This is a genomic window from Bacillus sp. JJ675 (assembly GCF_036963165.1).
Lineage (GTDB): Bacteria > Bacillota > Bacilli > Bacillales > Bacillaceae > Bacillus > Bacillus glycinifermentans.
In genome coordinates, this window is sequence record NZ_JBALMR010000049.1 from 1 (window position 1) to 19,977 (window position 19,977).

At 40.2% G+C, this 19,977-nt stretch carries 22 protein-coding genes and 2 pseudogenes; 23 read left to right on the forward strand and 1 reads right to left on the reverse strand.

What is annotated here, in order from left to right:
* From V7126_RS13600 to V7126_RS13680, 17 genes and pseudogenes are all read left to right on the forward strand, one after another.
* Nucleotides 1-1,589 (forward strand): annotated as a pseudogene (locus V7126_RS13600) (hypothetical protein); the annotation flags it as partial.
* Complete coding sequence (locus tag V7126_RS13605; protein WP_017474150.1) at nucleotides 1,582-2,490, forward strand: replication-relaxation family protein; 909 nt, start codon at nucleotides 1,582-1,584, stop codon at nucleotides 2,488-2,490. The pseudogene V7126_RS13600 and the gene V7126_RS13605, both read left to right, overlap by 8 nt.
* A gap of 20 nt (nucleotides 2,491-2,510) precedes the next feature.
* Nucleotides 2,511-2,744 (forward strand): hypothetical protein, encoded by a 234-nt coding sequence (locus V7126_RS13610; RefSeq protein WP_017474149.1) that lies wholly within the window; start codon nucleotides 2,511-2,513, stop codon nucleotides 2,742-2,744.
* Nucleotides 2,745-2,763: 19 nt separating this feature from the next.
* A complete protein-coding gene (locus tag V7126_RS13615; RefSeq protein WP_017474148.1) occupies nucleotides 2,764-3,837 on the forward strand; it encodes a conjugal transfer protein in 1,074 nt (357 codons plus the stop codon).
* Nucleotides 3,838-3,850: 13 nt separating this feature from the next.
* On the forward strand, nucleotides 3,851-4,075 hold the full coding sequence (locus V7126_RS13620; protein WP_335497649.1) for a hypothetical protein: 225 nt from the start codon (nucleotides 3,851-3,853) through the stop codon (nucleotides 4,073-4,075).
* A 32-nt stretch (nucleotides 4,076-4,107) separates the two neighbouring features.
* On the forward strand, nucleotides 4,108-4,572 hold the full coding sequence (locus tag V7126_RS13625; RefSeq protein ID WP_017474146.1) for a TcpE family conjugal transfer membrane protein: 465 nt from the start codon (nucleotides 4,108-4,110) through the stop codon (nucleotides 4,570-4,572).
* A gap of 17 nt (nucleotides 4,573-4,589) precedes the next feature.
* Nucleotides 4,590-7,193 carry an ATP-binding protein gene (locus V7126_RS13630; RefSeq protein ID WP_017474145.1) on the forward strand — a complete coding sequence of 868 codons (2,604 nt, stop codon included), beginning with the start codon at nucleotides 4,590-4,592 and terminating at the stop codon, nucleotides 7,191-7,193.
* A gap of 3 nt (nucleotides 7,194-7,196) precedes the next feature.
* Nucleotides 7,197-7,685: a hypothetical protein gene (locus V7126_RS13635; protein WP_017474144.1), complete on the forward strand. Its 489-nt coding sequence runs from the start codon at nucleotides 7,197-7,199 to the stop codon at nucleotides 7,683-7,685.
* On the forward strand, nucleotides 7,678-9,873 hold the full coding sequence (locus tag V7126_RS13640) for a CD3337/EF1877 family mobilome membrane protein (protein WP_119953970.1): 2,196 nt from the start codon (nucleotides 7,678-7,680) through the stop codon (nucleotides 9,871-9,873). The genes V7126_RS13635 and V7126_RS13640 overlap by 8 nt, the downstream gene beginning before the upstream one ends.
* The gene (locus V7126_RS13645) at nucleotides 9,870-10,490 is read left to right on the forward strand and encodes a hypothetical protein (protein WP_017474142.1); all 621 of its coding nucleotides are present in this window, start codon (nucleotides 9,870-9,872) and stop codon (nucleotides 10,488-10,490) included. The genes V7126_RS13640 and V7126_RS13645 overlap by 4 nt, the downstream gene beginning before the upstream one ends.
* Entirely contained in the window at nucleotides 10,483-11,613 is a 1,131-nt protein-coding gene (locus V7126_RS13650) for a peptidoglycan DD-metalloendopeptidase family protein (protein WP_017474141.1), read from the forward strand. The genes V7126_RS13645 and V7126_RS13650 overlap by 8 nt, the downstream gene beginning before the upstream one ends.
* 807 nt (nucleotides 11,614-12,420) lie before the next feature.
* The gene (locus V7126_RS13655) at nucleotides 12,421-12,651 is read left to right on the forward strand and encodes a hypothetical protein (RefSeq protein ID WP_017474134.1); all 231 of its coding nucleotides are present in this window, start codon (nucleotides 12,421-12,423) and stop codon (nucleotides 12,649-12,651) included.
* A 217-nt stretch (nucleotides 12,652-12,868) separates the two neighbouring features.
* Nucleotides 12,869-13,348 carry a metal-dependent hydrolase gene (locus tag V7126_RS13660; protein WP_026080790.1) on the forward strand — a complete coding sequence of 160 codons (480 nt, stop codon included), beginning with the start codon at nucleotides 12,869-12,871 and terminating at the stop codon, nucleotides 13,346-13,348.
* A gap of 62 nt (nucleotides 13,349-13,410) precedes the next feature.
* Nucleotides 13,411-13,714 (forward strand): annotated as a pseudogene (locus tag V7126_RS13665) (AbrB/MazE/SpoVT family DNA-binding domain-containing protein).
* A gap of 331 nt (nucleotides 13,715-14,045) precedes the next feature.
* Nucleotides 14,046-14,294 (forward strand): hypothetical protein, encoded by a 249-nt coding sequence (locus V7126_RS13670; RefSeq protein WP_048406507.1) that lies wholly within the window; start codon nucleotides 14,046-14,048, stop codon nucleotides 14,292-14,294.
* A 25-nt stretch (nucleotides 14,295-14,319) separates the two neighbouring features.
* Complete coding sequence (locus tag V7126_RS13675) at nucleotides 14,320-14,628, forward strand: hypothetical protein (protein WP_017474131.1); 309 nt, start codon at nucleotides 14,320-14,322, stop codon at nucleotides 14,626-14,628.
* The gene (locus V7126_RS13680; protein WP_017474130.1) at nucleotides 14,625-14,879 is read left to right on the forward strand and encodes a hypothetical protein; all 255 of its coding nucleotides are present in this window, start codon (nucleotides 14,625-14,627) and stop codon (nucleotides 14,877-14,879) included. The genes V7126_RS13675 and V7126_RS13680 overlap by 4 nt, the downstream gene beginning before the upstream one ends.
* Before the next feature lie 429 nt (nucleotides 14,880-15,308).
* Here V7126_RS13680 and V7126_RS13685 read toward each other — a convergent pair whose 3' ends face one another.
* Entirely contained in the window at nucleotides 15,309-15,638 is a 330-nt protein-coding gene (locus V7126_RS13685) for a YolD-like family protein (protein ID WP_119953974.1), read from the reverse strand.
* A 527-nt stretch (nucleotides 15,639-16,165) separates the two neighbouring features.
* On the opposite strand from V7126_RS13685, the gene V7126_RS13690 reads away from it, so the two are divergent.
* From V7126_RS13690 to V7126_RS13715, 6 genes are all read left to right on the forward strand, one after another.
* Nucleotides 16,166-16,372 (forward strand): helix-turn-helix domain-containing protein, encoded by a 207-nt coding sequence (locus V7126_RS13690; RefSeq protein WP_048406504.1) that lies wholly within the window; start codon nucleotides 16,166-16,168, stop codon nucleotides 16,370-16,372.
* 373 nt (nucleotides 16,373-16,745) lie between these two features.
* Nucleotides 16,746-16,916 carry a hypothetical protein gene (locus V7126_RS13695; protein ID WP_164504587.1) on the forward strand — a complete coding sequence of 57 codons (171 nt, stop codon included), beginning with the start codon at nucleotides 16,746-16,748 and terminating at the stop codon, nucleotides 16,914-16,916.
* A gap of 626 nt (nucleotides 16,917-17,542) precedes the next feature.
* Complete coding sequence (locus V7126_RS13700; protein WP_119953976.1) at nucleotides 17,543-18,475, forward strand: tyrosine-type recombinase/integrase; 933 nt, start codon at nucleotides 17,543-17,545, stop codon at nucleotides 18,473-18,475.
* A 210-nt stretch (nucleotides 18,476-18,685) separates the two neighbouring features.
* Nucleotides 18,686-18,871: a hypothetical protein gene (locus V7126_RS13705; RefSeq protein ID WP_119953978.1), complete on the forward strand. Its 186-nt coding sequence runs from the start codon at nucleotides 18,686-18,688 to the stop codon at nucleotides 18,869-18,871.
* Between the two features lie 318 nt (nucleotides 18,872-19,189).
* Nucleotides 19,190-19,459 (forward strand): AbrB/MazE/SpoVT family DNA-binding domain-containing protein, encoded by a 270-nt coding sequence (locus tag V7126_RS13710; protein ID WP_048406251.1) that lies wholly within the window; start codon nucleotides 19,190-19,192, stop codon nucleotides 19,457-19,459.
* On the forward strand, nucleotides 19,459-19,782 hold the full coding sequence (locus V7126_RS13715) for a type II toxin-antitoxin system PemK/MazF family toxin (RefSeq protein WP_119953980.1): 324 nt from the start codon (nucleotides 19,459-19,461) through the stop codon (nucleotides 19,780-19,782). The genes V7126_RS13710 and V7126_RS13715 overlap by 1 nt, the downstream gene beginning before the upstream one ends.
* Nucleotides 19,783-19,977 lie beyond the last annotated feature (195 nt).

Sequence of the window (19,977 nt, forward strand, 5' to 3'; positions counted from 1 at the left end):
CAAATGGATATCCATTTGGCCACCTATATCATCCGATAGTTGAAAACAGAGAAGTTCGTGTTCTTCCGGAAATTTTGACATTTCATTGGGGACTGACGGGAAGAACAGGGTCAGGGAAGTCAACGCTGCTGAATCAGATTTTTAAGAGTTTCACGGATGAATTTATCAATAAAGAAAAGGCACCGGGATTCTCTTTCATTGATCCAGCCTTAGAGACAGCAGAAATTATTTTGAATCACTTATTACTGGCAGAGAAGAATGGAAGTAAGATCAACTGGGATAAGGTTCACTGGATTAATTTTAAAGATTCAAAACATCCTCCTGCTATGAACCTTCTTCATCAAATGCCTGGGGAATCTGATGAATTTGTCAGCGATCAGATTATGCGCATTATTCGAGAAAATAATTTTTCGGTTGCGCCACAAGCAGAGCGCTTATTAAAGAAGTGCATTCAAACCTTGGTTGCTGACAAAAGCAAAAAACACACCATTTTAGGTGTCCGCCCGTTGTTACTTCGACCAAAATTTTTGAGAGCTGTATTAGCAAGATTAGAGCGCGATCCTAAAAATCAGGATTTAATTTCATTTTGGTACGATGAAGCTCCAGATTTAATTGATACGTCTAAACATGCCATTTTAAACAGACTAGATATTTTTTATTCAAATGATTTTTTGCGTCGGATATTCGGGCAAAGTTCATTTGCTTTCCCGGTTAGACAGTGGATGGATGAGGGTCATATAATTTTGTTCAACTTTTCTGGAATGAGCGAAGAGGAGATAGGGCTTATAGGTAGCTATTTGACTTACCTCTATTATCGTATAGCAGATAGGAGACCAGCAAAGCCCTTGATGCATCAGTTTTGTATAGATGAAGTTCAAAGAGTCCGAGCGTCCATCTTACCTGAAATTATAGCTGAAATGAGAAAAAAAGGGTTGTCACTTGGAGTTAGCACGCAAACAATGGATAAGTTAGATGTGCCACTGCAAAAAGCTTTAAAAAATATTGCGGGAAACATGTTTGTTTGTGAGCAAGGGCAAGAAGGAGCTAAAGTAGCAGCCGAGATTTTTAAAGTCGGTACACCTTCCGGAAAGGATGTCTACACTTTTTCAGAAGCTTTTCTAAAAAACTTGCCAGCTCGTAGAACAGCGATAAAAACTAAAGATATTATTGATGGTAGAGAGCAAACCGTTTTTGCCGTTGTAGATGTACCGCCGTTAGATCGTTATAAGCCGGATGGAACGGTAGCTCCATACGATGACCCTGCAGAGTTGGCGATTTCTACTAAATGGACAATGGGAAAAGCTAAGGAGTTAGAGAGCAAGAATGGTTTGTCCATTCCAGAAATCGATCGTCACATCCAATCGTATTTAAACGATGGTGGAGATGATGAAGATCAAAACGAATCCTTTATAGAAAACGATAATGAAGATTCAGAATTAAAAGAAAAAGAAGATGCAAGTCAGAAAGAAATATTCGATCTGTTCTCAGAAGAACAGGAAAGGATTTCAAAAACGGAGGAAACTCCGGAAAAGGATGCGGAGAGTGATAAGAACAAGTTGGATAAGGAATGGAGTTTCATGAATGAATAATAGGGATATGAACAATGCTCCTTTACCACCACAAGTAAAGAAAAAGGGGCGTAAAATGAGGTACGTTACACTTCGCGAAGAGGATCGTCAATTACTTTTGCACTTGCACAGTTTCATCTATCTGCATAGGGGATTTATCGAAAAATATATTTTTCAGACTTATGAGAATGTAGATAGCGTTTATAGAAGATTAAGGACTTTAGAGGAGGCTGGATATATTAAGTCGTTTATGCTGCCGATTAGTGATTTCGATCACCGGCCAAGTAAAGTATATACGCTTACTATGTTTGGAGCTGAAATCGTAGAGCAAATGCGGGGCGTTGTCCACTGGAATAGAAGGTGGACAACGCAAGTGCCCCCTTGGTATCAGCACCAACTAATGATAGCTGAAATTGTAAAGTCCTATGAGCTAAAAGCAGAGACCGCGGGCCTTGAATTTAAAGAGTGGGTGACTGAGGCCCGAGCCTTCTATGAATTTCGGGACATCAATGAAAGCAAAAAAAATCATAACAGCCGGATTCGTCCTGATGGAATTCTGGTAATCGGTAAGCCGAACAGCGATCAAAATTTAGGTATTATGATCGAAATGGAACGCAGCTATGCAACAAGAGAAAAAACATTGCGAAAAATGGAGCAGTTTAATGAGTTTTTCTCCAGAAAAGAAGAGTTGCTTCCCAAATACGACAAGAAAGTGGGGTTTGAACATCCTGTAAAGGCATGGAAGGTTCTGTTTATTGGAAGTAATGATGCAAAAGCAAAAAAAATTTTGCGAGACTTGAAAGGGGAAGAAAATCATGCTGAAGTATCTGTGATGGTTACAACCCGACAGGAAGCAAATATGGATCCATACGGTGATATATACCGTTACTTGTCAGACCCTGAGACGAAAAGAAAAATGTAGAAGGGGAGGGCTAAAATTCATTGCTATTTGTGATTCGAAGAATAATAGGAACCTTATTAGGAATTGTTGTTTTGATGTTTTTGGGTCGTTTCATTTTCGCGACATTCCCTGAATTGGTTCCGTTATGGGAAGAAGCAAAATCTTATGCTGTTTATCTATTCAATTTGTCAGTTTCCAAAATTGGTATTGTTGGTACGGTCATTCTGATTGTCGCTGCTGTGTCAGCTGCAGGTGTAGCTGGTGTAAGAAGATAAAAAGGGAGGTAGTGCCTTAGTGAAAGTGCAGCTTTCAAAAGAAGAAAAAAAGTTAAGGCGTCAAAAGAAAATTCAGGCCATAAAACAACGTCTGAGCAATTTGAAAACAAAGGATAAAAAAGAAAAAGCTGAAAAAGCTTATCGTCCTCCTGGATACATTGCTAGGAAAGCAGGGGCCAGCGTCTTTTGGATAATTTTTATTGGCATGTTTCTCTTTCTATTCGTTCTCGTTACAGTCAACACATCATCAAAGGCGCGTCAGGGGCAAGATATAGTAGAACAAACGGAGAACCCTTCTGTTAAACCGGAAGCCATTCAATTTGCTGAAAACTTTACAAAACAATATTTTACTTGGGAGAAGGGTGATCAGGCTAGTAAAGACCGCGAGGAACGTTTACAGAGTTATTTAGTGAAAGGGATAGATAAGCAAGCTGGACTTGATCTTGATTCAACAGAATATGGATCACAATTCAATAAAGCCGAAGTCTATAAAGTCCAAGATGTTGGTGATAACAAAGCTTATATCACCTTTAAAGTGGATGCTACCTTTATAAAGACATGGCAGGAGGAAATTGAGAAAAAGAAAAAAGATGGGAAAAAAGAAAAGAAGGTAAAGGAAAAGGTCAACAAGTCTGAGGAAAAACCTTTCTCTAAATATTTTGTTGTACCGGTTATGTATGACAACCAACGGTATGCAGTATTTGAGCTTCCTCAGTTTACTCAAATTGAAAATAATGGTCAGTTGGAAGTAAAGAAGACAGAAAAATTACAGTCTGTCTCAGATAGCAAGGTGGAAAAAAATATTCAGGAATTTTTAGGTACATTCTTTAGCAGTTATGCCTCTGATCCGAAGGACAAATTGTTTTATATCTTGGAAGACAAATCGGTTTCTAACGGGCTAAACGGCGCTTTGAACTATGTAGAGGTAGAAAGTGCAGATGTCTATAAAGGGGCGGACAAAGGCCAATATAGAGCTTTTGCTAATGTGGTTTTTGAAGATCCTGATACAAAAACAAAGTTCACAAGCGAATATGATTTGTTGATAGAACAGCGAGAAAACCGTTTTGTGGTTACTAAATTAAATAAACAATGAGGAGGTTCCTTATATGTTTGATCTCAATGGAGCATTTGAGTGGGTACAAGGGCAAGCAAAAATAGTGATTTACATCGTTCTGATTCTCGTGTTAGTTACAATGGTGTGGAAAAGAGCATGGATTGCAATGGTTCTATATATCATTGGAGTTAGCGCCGCAGTTATCTTTATCCTAGAGCCAGATCTTCTGGAAAATATAGCGAATTGGCTCGCGGAAACAACTAGTGTAGGAGGCTGATTTTTCAGCCTCTTTCTGAAAGGAGAAAACGAATGAACAACAAAATAAAATCGTTTGTCCTTAATGACTTTTTGAAATTTGAGAGAAAAATATATGGACTACCTGGGGTGAATTTTGGGCGGCCGATTCAGTTTAAAACAATTTTGTACTTTTTAGGTTTTGGCTTTGCTGAAGTTGTTTTATATTTCATACCGATTATAGGTATCCCTTTACGATCACTTCCTTTTGCAATTCTGTTAGTGATCCCAGGAGGTTTGGCATACTTGCTTTCTGACGTTGGGACAGAAAATCGGCAGCCGATTTCTTTTTTTCGATCGTACTTCTCTTATCAAATCAGGCGGTTGAAAAAAGTGACGTACTATCGAGGAAAAGAATTAAAGAAAATAAGAACTTATACATTTGGCCATTATTTAACTATAAAAGATTATGAAAACAACAAATATGAAGAAAAAAGAAAAAATAGTTTCAAATTTCGAAATCATCTAACTTATAAGTGACTAACAGGAGGGATAATGTGAAGCAACTGGCTGATTTTCCAACCAAACATATCGAAGGGAATTTAGCGTTTGGTCGTGATGATACAGTTTGGGCTTATTTTGAAGTTGAAGGATTTGGATACGATTTTCGTGACAATGAACAGAAAAAAGCTCCTTTTGTAAACCAGATGGCGTTTTTGACAAAAAATCAATTCGATTTGCATTTTTTAACTATTCCATTTCAAACAGATACAACTAAAATCATTGATCAGACTATCAAGGAAGTCAAAAGGAAAGATTTTGAGTTAAAACCTTATGGATTGAAATATTTAGAGGCCTTAAAAAAGGCGATTTTGCAAAGCTCAATAAAAAAAGATAGCAGTCAATACCATAGTTATATTGGTATTCAGCTTGATCCCAAAAAAAATAAGTATCAAGATGGAAATCAGGCAACACAAATGTTATCTACGATCAAGCGTTTTTTAGAAGGCCTGAACTCCCCGGTTTATAAAGCTGTTGGTTTAGATCCGTATGACATTTTAAAGAGTGAAATCGAGGCGTATATGGATCAAGCCAAAACCTTAGAAACTGAAATCAGCTCCACCTTTTCATCACCTGTTAGAGCATTAAGTGCTGCAGAAACCTTATTTTTGACTGAATATAGTTTCTCAATTTCCGGAAGTGAGATAGAGTTTAAAAACCGACAAACCGGTACGGAAGTAGAAGGAACAGATCATAATGGTAATTCGTATCAAGCAATCCGTCCGGATAAAAAAGCCTTTTATAATTTGCAGACAGCAGAAGTTGAGGAATACGATCATAAAACTTTGAGGCTGCGAAAGCTAGTGGATAATGAGATTAAGGAGCAATTTGTGCAATATCTTGTTATTGATAGCATGGATTCAGTTAATTATCACCCTGGATTTGAATGGCTTTATCGGATCCAAACAGATCTCAAATTCCCAGTGGCGGTGTCTATCAGGGCTTTTCATAAATCAAACAAATCAATCCGAAAAGACTTAAGCAATGTTCAATTAGAATATCAGGATCAAAAAAAGGAAGCTGCAAAAGTGAAGGCGCGAGTAGATAAAAGTGTAGAGTCATCTGAAAGAGGCGCTATTCAAATGGAAGAGGTTTTTAAGAAAAATGGTCATCCTGCTTATAATTGCTCATTTGTTTTACGAATTACAGCTGCAACTATTCAAGAACTAAAGGAACGGGTAGAAAAAGTACGGACAGAATTAGGAAAAAAAGGTATTACCCTTCAAACCCCTTATGGCGATTCAATTGCTTACTTCATGGAATTTATTCCAGGGGCGAGACGTTATACCACAGACTATTTCCAAACAGTCTCTCCAGGAGTTTTGGCATCCTTGATGTTTGGAGCAACAACAAATATTGGAGATAACCGCGGTTTCTTGATCGGATTCACTAAAAAATTAAAAAAACCCGTTTTTATTCAGCCTGACCTTGCGGCAAAGGCGTATGAAAACGTCAAAAATATCTTCGATTCTCTTTCTGTAATGGTGGCTGGGGAAACTGGAAAAGGAAAGTCAGTCTTCATGAACCTTTTTGCGGTTTTGAGTGCGTTAATCGTTGGTTCGCAAGTCTTGATTATAGATCCAAAAGGGGACAGAAAAGAATGGAAAAATGGTCTTCCTTTTATTCCGAAACAATTTATCTCTATATGGACGTTAGGAGAAAGTGAGGCTGACGCTGGTTGTCTTGATCCATTTAGAACTAGCACTGATATTGGGGAAGCAAAAGATATTTGCATGGATATTCTAACCTATCTTACAAATGTTGATTTAGATGATGATCGTTATTCTTTATTAAGTGATGCCATAGAAGTTGCCGGAGACCATCACGATCCTTGTATCGGTGTGGTAATTAATGAGCTGCGCAACATATATGAAAACAAACCGGACTATATGAGCGATGAAAGACATAGAGCGTTAGAAAGGTTGCTAGGTACACTTGAATCACTGAAGAAAGATCAACTTGCAGCACTTCTTTTTGGAGAGGTGGGGCAAGATTATAGAACATTGAGTGTCGATAAGCCTATACAAGTTTTAATGGTTCAAAATCTTCAGTTGCCGGAGGATAAAAAAGGAAAGATCAGAGCACCACAAAAAATATCTGAAGCATTGCTTATTTCAATCACTGCTTTCACAAAACAATATATGTTCAAACTTGATCGTAAAGGTAAGCATAAACTCATTTTACAAGATGAAGCCAAGGCTATTGAGAAAAGTGAAATGGGGGCAGAATTGATAGATTTTATTGAGCGTAAGGGCCGCCATTATAATACAACACTTTTAAAAGGTACCCAAAGAGCAACAGACTATGATGATGCCACAAATATTGGGATGAAACTTTGTTTCCAACTGTATCAAGGTACTGAAGCTGAAAATATGTTGAAATTTTACAATCTCCCTATTACCCCAAATAACGTAAATACACTTCAAACTTTACGTCGGGGGGAAGCGCTCTTTCAGGACATTTATGGGCGTTCAGCTGTTATTCAAGTCAACACCATTTTTGACGAGTTATTGAATGCTTTTGACAGCTCTACAGCCGATGAAAAGGAAAGAGAATGGGAAAGGGAGCGCGAGCGACAAACAACTACCGTGGGGGTATAAGGTATGAAAAAAGCATTCGTTTGTTTATGTTTACTGATCATGGGCATGGTCTTAGCTGCTTGCAGTTCTTCAGTCAACGGAGCAAATAAAGAAGAGTTAAAAAAGGCAGACCAGGCCGCCTATAATTTTATCGTGGCACAAGTTGAAGGTGATCATAAACTTTTCAAAAAAGTTTTAATAAAAGATGCCCAAGGAATTTTAGAAGCAGGGAGGCATGCTAATCCTGGTTTTGAAAAAGAAATGGGAGAGCGTTATCAGATTAAACGGTATAGCCGGCATTTTGACGAAAACAAGCTTTATTACTATTTGAGATTTTACCGACCGAATCATGGAGAGGACGATTATATGAACGTTCTTTTGGTCAAAGATGACGATGGTAACTGGAAGAGCACTGATATCAGGGGAATTGATGAATCGGAAATGAAAAAAGCGATGGGGGATGAAGAGCCGGTAACAGTGCACAAATATAAAGGGGATGGGGCGGATGAGTAAGAAAAAACTCATTCTCCTCATTTCCCTCATTTTTCTCCTTATCCCTATTACTGTTTCTGCAGCAGAGGATAATGAGAATAAAAAATCACAGTCTATTTCTGGAACCTTGGTGGAAAAAGACTATTCAAAACTAGAAGATGGTGAGGAAGCAAATTATTATCTGGATGTCAGCGCAAAAACAGGCGATGAAGAAGATAAAAATGCTGTTGAGAACTTCTTTGATACAGCAAAAAGTTGGGTAACAGGTGACGCGATTAAGGATGGCATCAGTGCTCAATTCTATGAATTTATTAATTTAACCGCAAATCTTATTTTTGAATGGAATAAGATGGCGACCAACATTATGATTGGGTTTCTAAATTTTGCATTTGAAACAGAAATAATTGATAACTGGATTGATGTATTAGATGACATGATGGGAAGCTTAACAGGCATAAACAATTTAAGATTTACGGAGAATGGGCTCTTTGGAAGTTTTATAGGCTTTATCACTGTATTTGCTGCGCTTGCGACAGTGTTTCAAATTGTTTTCAAAAGAGCGTTGATAGGAGCTTTTGGGACATTAGCCAAAACCGTTTTAGTTTTAGGGCTTTCTCTTATTTTGTTTACAAATTACGCACCATTCATGAAAGGAATGAATCTTCTTTCAAACACAATTAGTCAAAGTTTGTTAACAGGGTCATCAAATAGTGTCACTGAGGATCATCGTTCACCTGATGAGTTACGTGAGGATGTTTCTAAGAACCTTTGGGATATGTTTATCGTTCGCCCATATTTAATTATGCAGTATGGAGAAGAAGATATTGATAAAGTAGGGGTGGACCGTGTAAACAAACTTTTGAAAATGCCTAAAGGAGAAAAAAGACAAAAATATATAGAGCAAATGGAAATCAGTGAAAATGGGAACAAAATGATGACTTATGATAAAGTTCCCGACCGGTTCGTTTTTTCTTTTATCTATTCTCCAATCAATGCAATTGTTAGCATTCCGATTTACTTATTAGCATTAGCGTTAATCGTGTTTCAAATTTGGTTTTTATTAATGGGATTTGTTGCGCCGTTCGCTCTTGTTTGGGCTGCTTTTCCTGGACAGATTGGCGTACTTAAAAAATACGCGATTGAACTTTCTTTCCCATTGATCTGCAAGGTGTTTGCAACGGTGGCAACACTCTTTATCTTCGTTCTCGGCTTTATGGTTTATAATATCGGTTCGGCTGGGAACATCAGTCAGTATCTTATTATTGTATTCATGCAGTTTGTTATGCTGGTTCTACTTTTCTTACTTCGTAAACGTATATCCGGCATCTTCAAAGCTGGAAAGAACTTTGCCTTGGATAGATTACGAGAAGATGTGAATAGCTTAAAAGAGTCTATATCTGATCTTGGTAAAGGGCTTGTCAATGTAGGTGTTGCTGCAACAACTGGCGGTAGTTCTGCCGCGGCTACGGCAGCAGCAGGTGAAATCCTGGATAAATCAAGCAAAGTAGAAGTGGATGATAATAATGATTATGCTGATCAAGAAAACGATGGTTCTGTTCCTCTTACAACTATTGCTGGTTTGGCTGCTGGAAATACAGCAACGGCGGCAGATGCTGCAAAAGTGGCTACCGCAGCTGCTTCAAATGCAGAGGATAATAGTGAAGATGAGGATGAAGATGGATCAAAACCTTTAGCAAAGGCAACAGATATAGATCAACAAAAGGAAAATGAAGAAGAAAGTGAAAAACCTCATTTACGTCTCGTTCATAATGCAAATGAGGAGGACGAAGAAGAAATAGGTGAGGCGAATGAGGCAGACTTTTCAGAAGGTCCGGTAAATGATGAAACTATCCCATTAGTTAGTATGGACGATTACATGGACAGTTCATCTGCGGAAACGGCTGCAACTGCTGAAGATGAAGGAAAAGACCCTTCTGTCTCAAATTGGGAAGGGGACCAACCACTAGTCTCTATGTACGATTTCCTTGACGAAACTAATAAAAGTGAAGTAGAGGAATCTGAATTAGGGGTAGAAGCAGAAGAAGAGTCAAAATCTGAAGACGCATCAAAGCTGTTGGCTTCTATAAATCAAGAAGAATATAAATCAGCTGATGAGCCGGTTACAGAGCCCCCATCAGAAAATGCAGACAGTCATCAGTTAGAAGAAGATATGGGCGATGTTCGTTATAAAGGGGGAGCATCCCATTGATTTCAAAACTCAATGAAAAAACGAGGCGTATAATCGCGATATGCATGGTGATCACGATGCCTGTCATAATTATAACGGCTCTTGTCTTAGGAATCATGAGTGATGCAGACAAGAAAAAAAATAATGAAAATGCCACAGCAACCAACCAAAAAATTCACCAATATAAAGAAGAACGAGATAAAGCTGAAACAGAGAAGAGTCCCGATCAAACGGACTCTTCTTCACAAAGTAATCAGGAGATTTATATACCAACTGAGAAACAGAAAAAGGGTGCGCAGCGTGTGGCAGAGGACTTTTTAAGGGCTTATCATTCGTTCGATATAGATAATCCTGAAGAATATTTGGAGAAGGCTAAGCCATATATGACAGAAGAGTTATATTCTTTTTATAAACAATATCCTAAGCGCGGCACCTTGGAACAACAAAAAGTTAAGGTTAAAGAAGTGTCTGGGATGCCGGCAGATTTTCAAGAAAATGTTCAGGTTTGGAACATTGAAATTAAAAGCGAAAACACAGATTCTGATGGAAAAAAAACTGAACAACTTACTCCTTACACTGTTCAAGTTATTAAAGAGGAAGGTGAATGGAAGGTAAATGGGGTGAGGATTGATGGGTGACAGCGCTGACCTTCTATTAGAAGAGTCTATAGAAGAGCCTGTGAAAAAGAAATCGAAAAAGAAATATATTATCCTCGGATTCTTGTCTCTATCTCCTTTTATTTTTATTGCCATAATCCTGATGGGGTTCGCCTTAATGTTTTTGTTAATGATCGGCGGGGTTCAGGAAAAAGAAGAAGAGGGGATTATTGGGGGAAATATATCTGAAATTGGAGAGAAAGAGATCCCGGCAGAGTATATCCCTATTTATCAGGCTGCGGCTAAAAAGTATGGTGTACCATGGAACCTGTTAGCTGCTCATCATCGGGTGGAAACCCGATTTTCAACTATAAAAAAAATGGTTTCGCCCGTGGGTGCAGTCGGTCACATGCAATTTATGGTTTTGACGTGGATCGGCTGGGGATATGGTGGTGATAGACTGGGGAATGCAAATATACCCAAAGGAATTTTAACTGATCCAAAAATGATAAAAAAATATGGCGGTTACGGTGTTGATGCAAACGGTGACGGGAAAGCCGATCCCTGGGATTTAGAGGATGCTGTCTTTTCTGCCGCCAATTATTTAGCTAAAAACGGAGCAGCTGAAGGAAATTTAAGAAAAGCTGTATATGCTTATAACCATAGTGAACAATATGTTCAGGAGGTACTTAAATTTGCAAAAATGTATGCCGATGGAGATTATCAAAAAGTTTCTAAAATCACCGCGGGAAAAAGTGGATTTGCTCGCCCTTTAAACACTAAGGTTACTTCTGGATTTGGTCGTAGAGTTGATCCCATTACAGGTGCTGCAGGAGAATTTCATAAAGGAATAGACTTTGCTTGCACTAAAGGTCAAGCCATACCCGCCGCGAAAGATGGAAAAGTGGTCTATTCCGGATGGCAGAATCCGAACAATAAAAAAGAAGGATATGGATTATTTGTATGGGTTGATCATGGAGGGGGATATAAAACCACATATGCCCATATGTCTAAATCAAGTGTGAAAGTTGGAGATACTGTAAAAATGGGAGATAAAGTCGGAGAATGCGGGAGTACGGGAAGTTCTACTGGAAACCATTTGCACTTTGAAATCTTCCAAAATGGCAATAGGGTAGATCCCTCACCCTTTGTTGGTCTCAAGTGAGAGTTTTAAAGCAGAAGATGAACGAGAGCCGGTGCCGGGTGGCCGCCGGCTTTTTCGTGACCAGGAACGACCCTCCGCGGGCGACAGCTGCAGGAATCTGGCGGCAGATACCGGCGATCGATGAGAAAACGTTAGGCGTTTATGGTCCGCCTGCAAAAGCGAACAGCTGAAGATGAGAGAAAACGGCTCCGGCCGAAAGGCGGGCGCGTTGCAGATACGAACCTTCATTTTGCAGATTCAGGGATCGCGTCTCAGCAACCCGATCTGGCCGATCGGAGATCCGCCGGCTTTTTTGTGACCGGAATCGCCCTGCCGCGTGCGTCAGCAGCCAGAAATCTACGGTGGATCCCAGCAGTCGATTGGAGGAGTTCACAGCCTGCCTGTGGAAGCGTGGCGGTTAAAGAAGAACGGAAGCCGGTGCTGAGTGCGGCAGCCGACTTTTTTTCGTGGTCAGGAATACAGCCTGCCGTGGGAGTCAGTTGTAGGAATACCCTGTCGCTCCCCGTCAATTCAAAAACGATGACGGTTACGGATTTCTCACAAAAGAATAGCGTTGTATAGAAGCTCTCAGACGAAATTATCTTTTGTTTCGTGTACAAGTACCTGTGTAATTGCAAATTTCAGCTCTTGTATAACGTTTGAAAAAACGAAGGAGGGAAGGAGGAGAATTTTTTATAAAAACATTTGATTTATTAGTTTCTAAATGTTATAATACAATTGAGAGGAGGGATAGAAAAAGGTAGTTTGTCCGAAGTTTAAAGCGTAGCAATCAAAACTTCATTCAAAACCATAAGGGGGGATGTGAATTTGAGAATTTTAGCTGCTGACTTGTTCATTCAAGAAAATGACGATTTGAAGCTTTTGGAGTTTATTGAAGAGCCTAAAGATATTAATGAGCCGAATGATAGGGCCTATCAATTAAGAAAAGCTTATTGTTCATTGATAGTAGTTAGACTTCTCAGAATGAATCAACATGGGAAAGTAGAAAATGAATTTGTTCATTTTCCATTTAGATGGCACAACAAACTTGATATTTAGCTAAGCAGGGGGACTCCCCCTCTTGGCTATTAAAATGGGGTGGTGAAGATCGACACAATAATTTGTCCAAAGTGTAAAAAAGCAATGAGGTTGTGTGATCAAAAAAATAAAAAAGATGAAGATGGAAAAGAGGCTGTAATTTTCATTTTAGATTGTAAGTGTAATCATGTGGATGTAAGAATACATTACCTGTCAGTTTAAAAAGGGGGGAGCAATTATCACTGGAAAAACACATATGGCTGGCGGTTTGGTGGCTGGTATCACGCTCTCTTATATGACAAATTTGGATCCTGCTACATTGACAGCTGCAGGTGTTGTCGGAGGTCTTCTTCCGGACATTTGCCATAGTGGATCCAAAATAGGACGCAAGTTTCCTGTATTATCTCGTACTGTAAATTTAATGTTCGGGCATCGCACCTTTACCCATAGCTTATTGTTTTTGCTGATAATGGCGGTGGTCCTGATTAAATTTGTATCGAATGAGGCAATAACAGTCGGTATTCTCGCGGGAATGGTGAGTCATTTTATCTTAGATGCAGCAACGAAAAATGGTATTAAGTTGTTTTATCCATTCAAAATGACAGTACGCTTTCCTGTCACCACAACAACTGGAGGAATGGTTGAATATATCGTTTTAACGTTTTTAGTGCTTTTTATAGTCTGTTTTGGTCAAAGCGTTATTGCGCCTTATTTGTGATAAGGTGAAAAAAACAAATGAAGGCGGGGAAAGTCTGATGCGAATAGAATGGAGGTTTTTTCATGAAAAGTACTGGTATTGTTCGGCAAGTAGATGAATTGGGTAGAATTGTCATACCAAAAGAGTTGAGAAGGGTGCTGAATATTACTGACAAAGATCCTATGGAGATTTTCGTTGAAGACGAAAATCATTTTGCGTAAATTTAAGCAGAGCAAAGCTTGCGTTATAACTGGAGAGGTATCCGATCAAAATATGACTCTTTCAGGAGGAATCGTGTTAAGCATAGAAGGAGCAAAAATTTTGTTAGAGGATTTAATAGCTGTCGAGTTAAATAAAAAGCCTCTCAATAAAGATAGAAAAAAGTAATAATCTGCGTTTATGGCCATCTGTGGGATACGGCAGCCAAAGGTGAATTGAAGCAAACATTAAACGGAGGATAGATGGTGTTTCGTGGTCAGGAAGTGCTCGGGTGGGCGCCAACTGCAGACATCCGAAGGCGTCCCGCCGACGATGAGAATAGACACCCTTTATCAATAGAAGATGGAAAATTTGCACAATTTATTTATGTGTTAGTTTCAAAATGTTATATTTTAATTGGAAGGAGGTAAGGTATATAAAACAGCTGGAGAAAAAACTGAAAACAGCCAGCTCAGAACGCGTAGCGATCAAAATTTCACACAAAAGGAGAGAAAAGAATATGAGTCTTACCCTCAAAGACATCCTGACTTTTGAAAATATTAACGGTGAGAAATTAACGGATAAGGAATATAAGTTTATTGCTCGGCTTAGGGATTCTTCAATTAAAGAAGGAGACACCGAATTTGCAAATCTGCTTGATGATTTTTTAAGGATACAGGCTAAAAACAAATCAGGTGGCTATGCCATTGCTCAGAAAATTTTACGCTCAATTGATGAAGAGCCTCAACCTCTTTTAACTTTAGTTTAATTACCGCTAGAGAAAGCGTGCAATTATGCGCTTTCTCTTTAAAAACTATGGTTTGGTTTTGAATCCTGAAAAATGCGAGGGAAGTAAAGTGGGAAAATCAATTTTTCTTTCTGAAAAAGACAAGTTACAGCTGCAAATGTGGGGTATTGTTCAAAGAGAGATTGGCGATATTGACGATGCAGGATGCGATTGGTATACGAACGGTGATCATACGTATATCGGATCCCCAGATTGGCATGTTTCTGCAAATCCTGAAATCGCCAACCTGATTAATTCGATTTATGCACTTGATGGAAGAGATGCCAAATGGGTTGAGGAAGGTGATTCTAAATGATGCCTTTATCAGTTCGACTGAAGCATACCGTTAAATCTATGAGGGATGAAGCAATCAGTCTCGAGGATGCAGCGAAACATCTAAATGCATCAGTGGATGAAATTATTCTTTCAGTGAGTGAATCGGACGATTTAAAAATTATTGCTGGCGCTATAATTGCAAAACGGGATAAAACAAGTATTTGGACAGCGATTGGAGCAGTCGGAGTATTGATTACATTTCTTATGTTTCTGCCGGCTATGATGGGGTGAGTCTATGTCAGGGGGAGATAAGATGGAACAGACTGAAATTATTTCTGAATCTATGGTCGAGTACAGCTGCAATGAGTGCGGGAAGACAATTTTAGATATGAAAGTACGTGCTCAAGAGTGCTGCCCTGTCTGTGGGGTCCTCATGAGATGCGAAGAGGAATTTGTATGAATCGGTGGATGTTGTCCCGGGAATGGCCCGGCCGTGAGGCTGCTGGACACCGAAAACAGCATGGTTGATCGATGTGAAGGCCAAGCGTTCATGGTCCGTTTATTAGGGAAAGGGGATTGAAGATAAAATGAAGCCGGTGCTGATCTGAGAGCGACCGGCTTTTTCGTGTCCGGGATCCGTTCAGGCATAGGATAGCTGCTAGACAACTGACGGCGGGCTCCGGCGATCGGTACTAAAAAACGCTATGCGTTCACGGTCTTTTACACGTCTTCCAAGGCCACCCAAATGATCTCCTTAAACTGAATGACGATACCATCGATCAGTAATGTTCCATTGATCGGATCGACAGAGTCGATAACGCCGCAAGCTGAATCTGTCGTCCAGTTCCGCCAGTATCGAATCTCACAATCTAGGCCGGTCCTGTATGCATATTGTATTTTCGACTCAAAGTCTGACCACTGTTCTGCATCGATCGCCGGTTTCTGGACAAAGGCATAATCCATTTCGGATTTAAGCTGCTGGAGTTGCTCCGTATGCTCCGGTAAGAAGATTGACGTCCATTTCTTAGTTCCTCTATCGCGCGGTGTCATTTCATGATACCCTCCTTTGATCCTATTCGTCTGCTATGTCGAAAGTATATCACGAACGAATGTTCCCGTACAATCACTTCAAGGTTTATTTGAAGGCAGCAAAGCAGCGGAACCTTTTCCTTTCGTGTTTTCTTTTCTTCAAATGTTGGGTATAATAAAACTAGAAAAGATGTATAAATGAAAACCCCGTTAGTGTTCCAGCACTAACGGGGATGCAATAGACGGTTCCCTGCAAGGGGGATCGGTATAGGCAGAGAAATAATCCACCAGAGCCGTTAACTCAAGGGTGGATTATTTTTTTTGGTTATACGACAGTACCGCGACAAACAAACTTGCAAAAGCCACGGAGTACATTAATGCTTCAGCTACTGTCATACAGCACCACCCCCTTTCTGCTGGGAGTGTGCCGACCACCCTTGAGAAATCCATTCTATTGCCCTTTCATTATACTACTTGCATTGCTCTTACGTCTATATAGACGTATAATAAATGCTGATTAGGACAAGCCCAAAAAGGATGAATGAAAGATGAATGAACCTCGTTTTCCCCTTTCTGAAATTTTTACAGCAAGTACAGGATCTAAGTATAAAGGAATTCCTTATAGTACCTTAAAGGATGATTTAAACCGGTACCATAAATTTAAAGAGCAGATTGAAAAAGGACTGGTAAAGAAAGAAGGGAATGTGTGGTTAATAACCAAACAGGCTTTAGAAGAAGTATATGGGGATGATTGATAGTCTTCCAGGATCTTTTGTCACGGGCGCCAGTTGCCGGAAGTCTGGAGGGGCCTGGCGATCGATGAGAAAACGCCAAGCGTTCACAGTCCGCCCACGGAAGCGCGATAGCTGAAAATGAACAAGAGCTGGTGACGATCGGAGGGCAGCTATTTTTTCATACCCAATACCGTGCCGTTGCGTGCGCCAGCTACAGGGTGTTCCCCGCCGGTTTCAGATAAAAAATTTAAAAAAATCTATTTTAATATTAGTTTCTAATTGTTATAATTTAATTGAAGAAGGGAGGTAAGAACAAAACGATTAGCTTGGTAAATCAAACTACCGGCATACGCGTAGCGATCAAAATTTCACACAAAAGGAGAGAAATTTTTAAATGAAATATACAGAAAAACAAAAAGAGGTAATCGAAAGTATGGTAACGGGATTTAGGAGAGTACACAACAAAGAAAAACGACTTGAATTGCTATGGTGGTATGATTTTGCATCAGGTATCAAAAATATAGAAGTAACTAAACAGATTATGAAAGATTTAAATGCAATATAGTGTTGTAAGTTACAGCTGAAGAAGAACGGAAGCCGGCCGCTGATAAGAAGGCGACCGGCTTTTTTATGACTAGGAACGTCCCACGGTGGTATCCAACTGAAGGAAACCTGGCGGCGGTCCCCGCCAATTAGGACTAAAACAAGACAAGAAGCGTACAAAAAAACTTTCTGATAAAACATCTTCCCCTGTGAAAGTTCGTATGTATTAATACAAGCAAAGAGCACCCGTCTAATTATGCGGGTGCTCTTATTGAGTTTATTTCCGTTTGTGGTCGTATTTGCTTGCTAAAGTGATTTGAAACACACCGAAGATCAACGTAAGGACTAACACGGCCGTAAAGATGTGTTTAGCGGGCAACAGGAAGTAAGCAAGTACAAAAGAAATCAAAAGGATCACATAACCGATATTAAAGGCTTTTTTAAAAGTCAGTTAGATCTCCCCCCTTTTTAAAGCATATCACAGCCATTGGAATTTTATAACTATGGATGTGGGGAGAATAGACACTCAAAACAGGCACGAGAATATACATTCTCGTGCCTGTTTGATATACTTTTCAAAAGAGATCATTCGAAAACTGGCCAAATGAGGTTCGAAAACTCGCACGAGAAAATTTAGAGGTGGAAGTAATGAAAAATGTGATTCCGTTTCAGCCATCTAAAAGTCTCCTTGATGAATATGCTGAAGCGATATCTGGAAAAGCAGATAAGACGGTAGAGGATTATATTCGCGCTGTTCGTGAGTTTACTCAATGGATTGCTGAGCGGCCGGGGAGTGCAGGTGTGTTTCGTCCTGAACAATTTACAAAAACAGCAATGGAAATGTACTTGAGAGAGATGGAAGAGCAAGGATATAGTGTGCGCTATCGTAATAAAGTCAAATCGGCAGCTTCTAGCTTTGCCAATTGGCTTATAGAAGAAAAAGGACAGCTTCAGCGTAATCCTACTAAGGGCGTGTCCATTCCACCAGAACCTTTAATGGCTCCCCGGGAGCTCACTGAAGATCAGCGTTATGTGTTGCGTAATCTTGTGGAACGGCATGCTGACCTTCGAGGGCAAGCTATTTTTGCATTAGGGTATTGGGCGGGCCTACGGGTAAGTGATGTGTCATGGCAGCTGATGGAGGATACACATATCGGCCCCAAAATTGGATGGATACGAACTGGCCATAAAGGTCGTAAATACCGTGAAATTGATGTGGTAAATGAAGTTCGACGCTCCTTGGCAACATATATTGAAAATGGACGGAAACATACATCAAGCCCATATGTATTTACCTCTCAGCGTGCTGACCGGCTAACAGAATCCGGTATTGAACGTTGGTTTCGAAATTTAAAATCATTGGCTACCAAAGACGAATGGGAATTGATTAAAGATGTGGCTTTTCACGATTTACGGCACGATTTTGCGCATAGGGCTCGTGAATCCGGATGGACTCTTGAAGAAGTTGCATATTACCTGGGCCACATTACGAAAAAAGGAACTCCGGCTATTGCAACCACTGCGCGATATACTCAGGTAAGCCGAAAGCAACTAAAAGATAAGCTGCGACTTATTAAATAAATATATTTACGGTTTAAGTGTCGCAGCTGATAAAAAAAATAAGATCTTCCTTTATGGATCCCACATGACCACCTCCTATACTTATTAAAACAAAAGAACAGGCTGAAGGAGAACTGTTACGATGCTAATTGAAAGTCGTCCGTTTTTTTATAATCAACCCGCGGACGGGCGTCAGCTGAAGGGAATTTGTCGGTGGGCTCCCGGCGATCGATGAGAAAACGCGAGGCGTTCATGGCCCGCCTGCGGAAGCGTACAGCTGAAGATGAGAGAAAACAAAACGGATCCGGCCGAAAGACGGACGCAATTGCAGATACGAACCTTCATTTTGCAGATTCGGGGATCGCGCCTCAGCAACCCGATCTGGGCGATCGGAGATCCGCCGGCGGCCCGCGGTGATCGATGAGAAAACGCGAGGCGTTCACAGCTCGCCTACCATGGCCAACAGCTGAAGATGAACGAAAGCTGGTGTCGCTCGGAGGTCAGCCGGCCTTTTCGCGGCTAGGAACGCCCTGACGCGGGTGACAGCTGAAGGAATCGCCGGTAGCTTTGCCGTTCAATAAGAAAACGCCATGCGTTTACGGTCCGACTGCAGAAGCAGTTGCTGATCGAAGGATCACATTTCATGGACAAAATCAGCAATTTGAAAAAAATAGTATCCTTCTCGGTATCGATGTATATACTTATGTATATACGAAAGATCTAGGAGGTGTTATAATGGAGGAAAATAAACGAGAAGGAGTGGTGAGTGTGACAACAACGGTTCAAAAATGGGGGAACAGCCTTGCCGTTCGCATCCCTACTCGTATTGCTGAATCTATCTCCATGGAACAAGGCACAGAGATCGAATTAACTGTCGGAAAGACTGGGATTATGTTAAAACCTAAAAATAATAAACCAACATTAGATGACCTTTTAGCACGCGTAACACCCGAAAATCGGCATTCTGAAGTGGATTTTGGCCGTGAAGGGAATGAATTATTTTAATGTCAGTTGAACGTGGTGATCTTGTTTATTTAAACTTTAATCCACAGGCAGGACATGAACAAGCTGGAAGAAGGCCAGCTATTGTCTTATCTCCGAAAAATTTTAATCAAACCACTGGGTTTGCAGTGGTCTGTCCGATCACTAACCAACAGAAAAGTTATCCCTTTGAGGTAGCTTTGCCTGATGGCTTGGCTATCCAAGGGGTTATATTAACAGATCAGGTGAAAAGTTTGGATTGGAGAGCCCGCCGGTTCCAAGTTGTAGATCAAGCTCCCGAAATAATTGTTAGTGAATGCTTGGACTATATACATACTTTTCTATAACAAAAAATGCACTCTTTATGGGGTGCATTTTTATTTTCGAAAAAACCATGCTAATCGAAAGTCGCCCAGTTTTTCAAGAAAAAACGTCCGCTGTATTGCCAGCTGTAGTGGCACACGACGGATCTTGCCGATCGACGAGAAAACGCCTAGCGTTCAGGGCGGCCTGCATGGCTTGCGGAAGCGCGGCAGCAGAAG

Bases quoted from the DNA above. Each gene is read 5' to 3' on its own strand.
- V7126_RS13605 (WP_017474150.1), top strand. From the start codon at position 1,582: ATGAATAATAGGGATATGAACAATGCTCCTTTACCACCACAAGTAAAG.
- V7126_RS13620 (WP_335497649.1), top strand. From the start codon at position 3,851: ATGTTTGATCTCAATGGAGCATTTGAGTGGGTACAAGGGCAAGCAAAA.
- V7126_RS13625 (WP_017474146.1), top strand. From the start codon at position 4,108: ATGAACAACAAAATAAAATCGTTTGTCCTTAATGACTTTTTGAAATTT.
- V7126_RS13635 (WP_017474144.1), top strand. From the start codon at position 7,197: ATGAAAAAAGCATTCGTTTGTTTATGTTTACTGATCATGGGCATGGTC.
- V7126_RS13640 (WP_119953970.1), top strand. From the start codon at position 7,678: ATGAGTAAGAAAAAACTCATTCTCCTCATTTCCCTCATTTTTCTCCTT.
- V7126_RS13650 (WP_017474141.1), top strand. From the start codon at position 10,483: ATGGGTGACAGCGCTGACCTTCTATTAGAAGAGTCTATAGAAGAGCCT.
- V7126_RS13670 (WP_048406507.1), top strand. From the start codon at position 14,046: ATGAGTCTTACCCTCAAAGACATCCTGACTTTTGAAAATATTAACGGT.
- V7126_RS13675 (WP_017474131.1), top strand. From the start codon at position 14,320: ATGCGCTTTCTCTTTAAAAACTATGGTTTGGTTTTGAATCCTGAAAAA.
- V7126_RS13680 (WP_017474130.1), top strand. From the start codon at position 14,625: ATGATGCCTTTATCAGTTCGACTGAAGCATACCGTTAAATCTATGAGG.
- V7126_RS13685 (WP_119953974.1), bottom strand. From the start codon at position 15,638: ATGACACCGCGCGATAGAGGAACTAAGAAATGGACGTCAATCTTCTTA.
- V7126_RS13690 (WP_048406504.1), top strand. From the start codon at position 16,166: ATGAATGAACCTCGTTTTCCCCTTTCTGAAATTTTTACAGCAAGTACA.
- V7126_RS13695 (WP_164504587.1), top strand. From the start codon at position 16,746: ATGAAATATACAGAAAAACAAAAAGAGGTAATCGAAAGTATGGTAACG.
- V7126_RS13700 (WP_119953976.1), top strand. From the start codon at position 17,543: ATGAAAAATGTGATTCCGTTTCAGCCATCTAAAAGTCTCCTTGATGAA.
- V7126_RS13705 (WP_119953978.1), top strand. From the start codon at position 18,686: ATGAGAAAACGCGAGGCGTTCATGGCCCGCCTGCGGAAGCGTACAGCT.
- V7126_RS13710 (WP_048406251.1), top strand. From the start codon at position 19,190: ATGGAGGAAAATAAACGAGAAGGAGTGGTGAGTGTGACAACAACGGTT.
- V7126_RS13715 (WP_119953980.1), top strand. From the start codon at position 19,459: ATGTCAGTTGAACGTGGTGATCTTGTTTATTTAAACTTTAATCCACAG.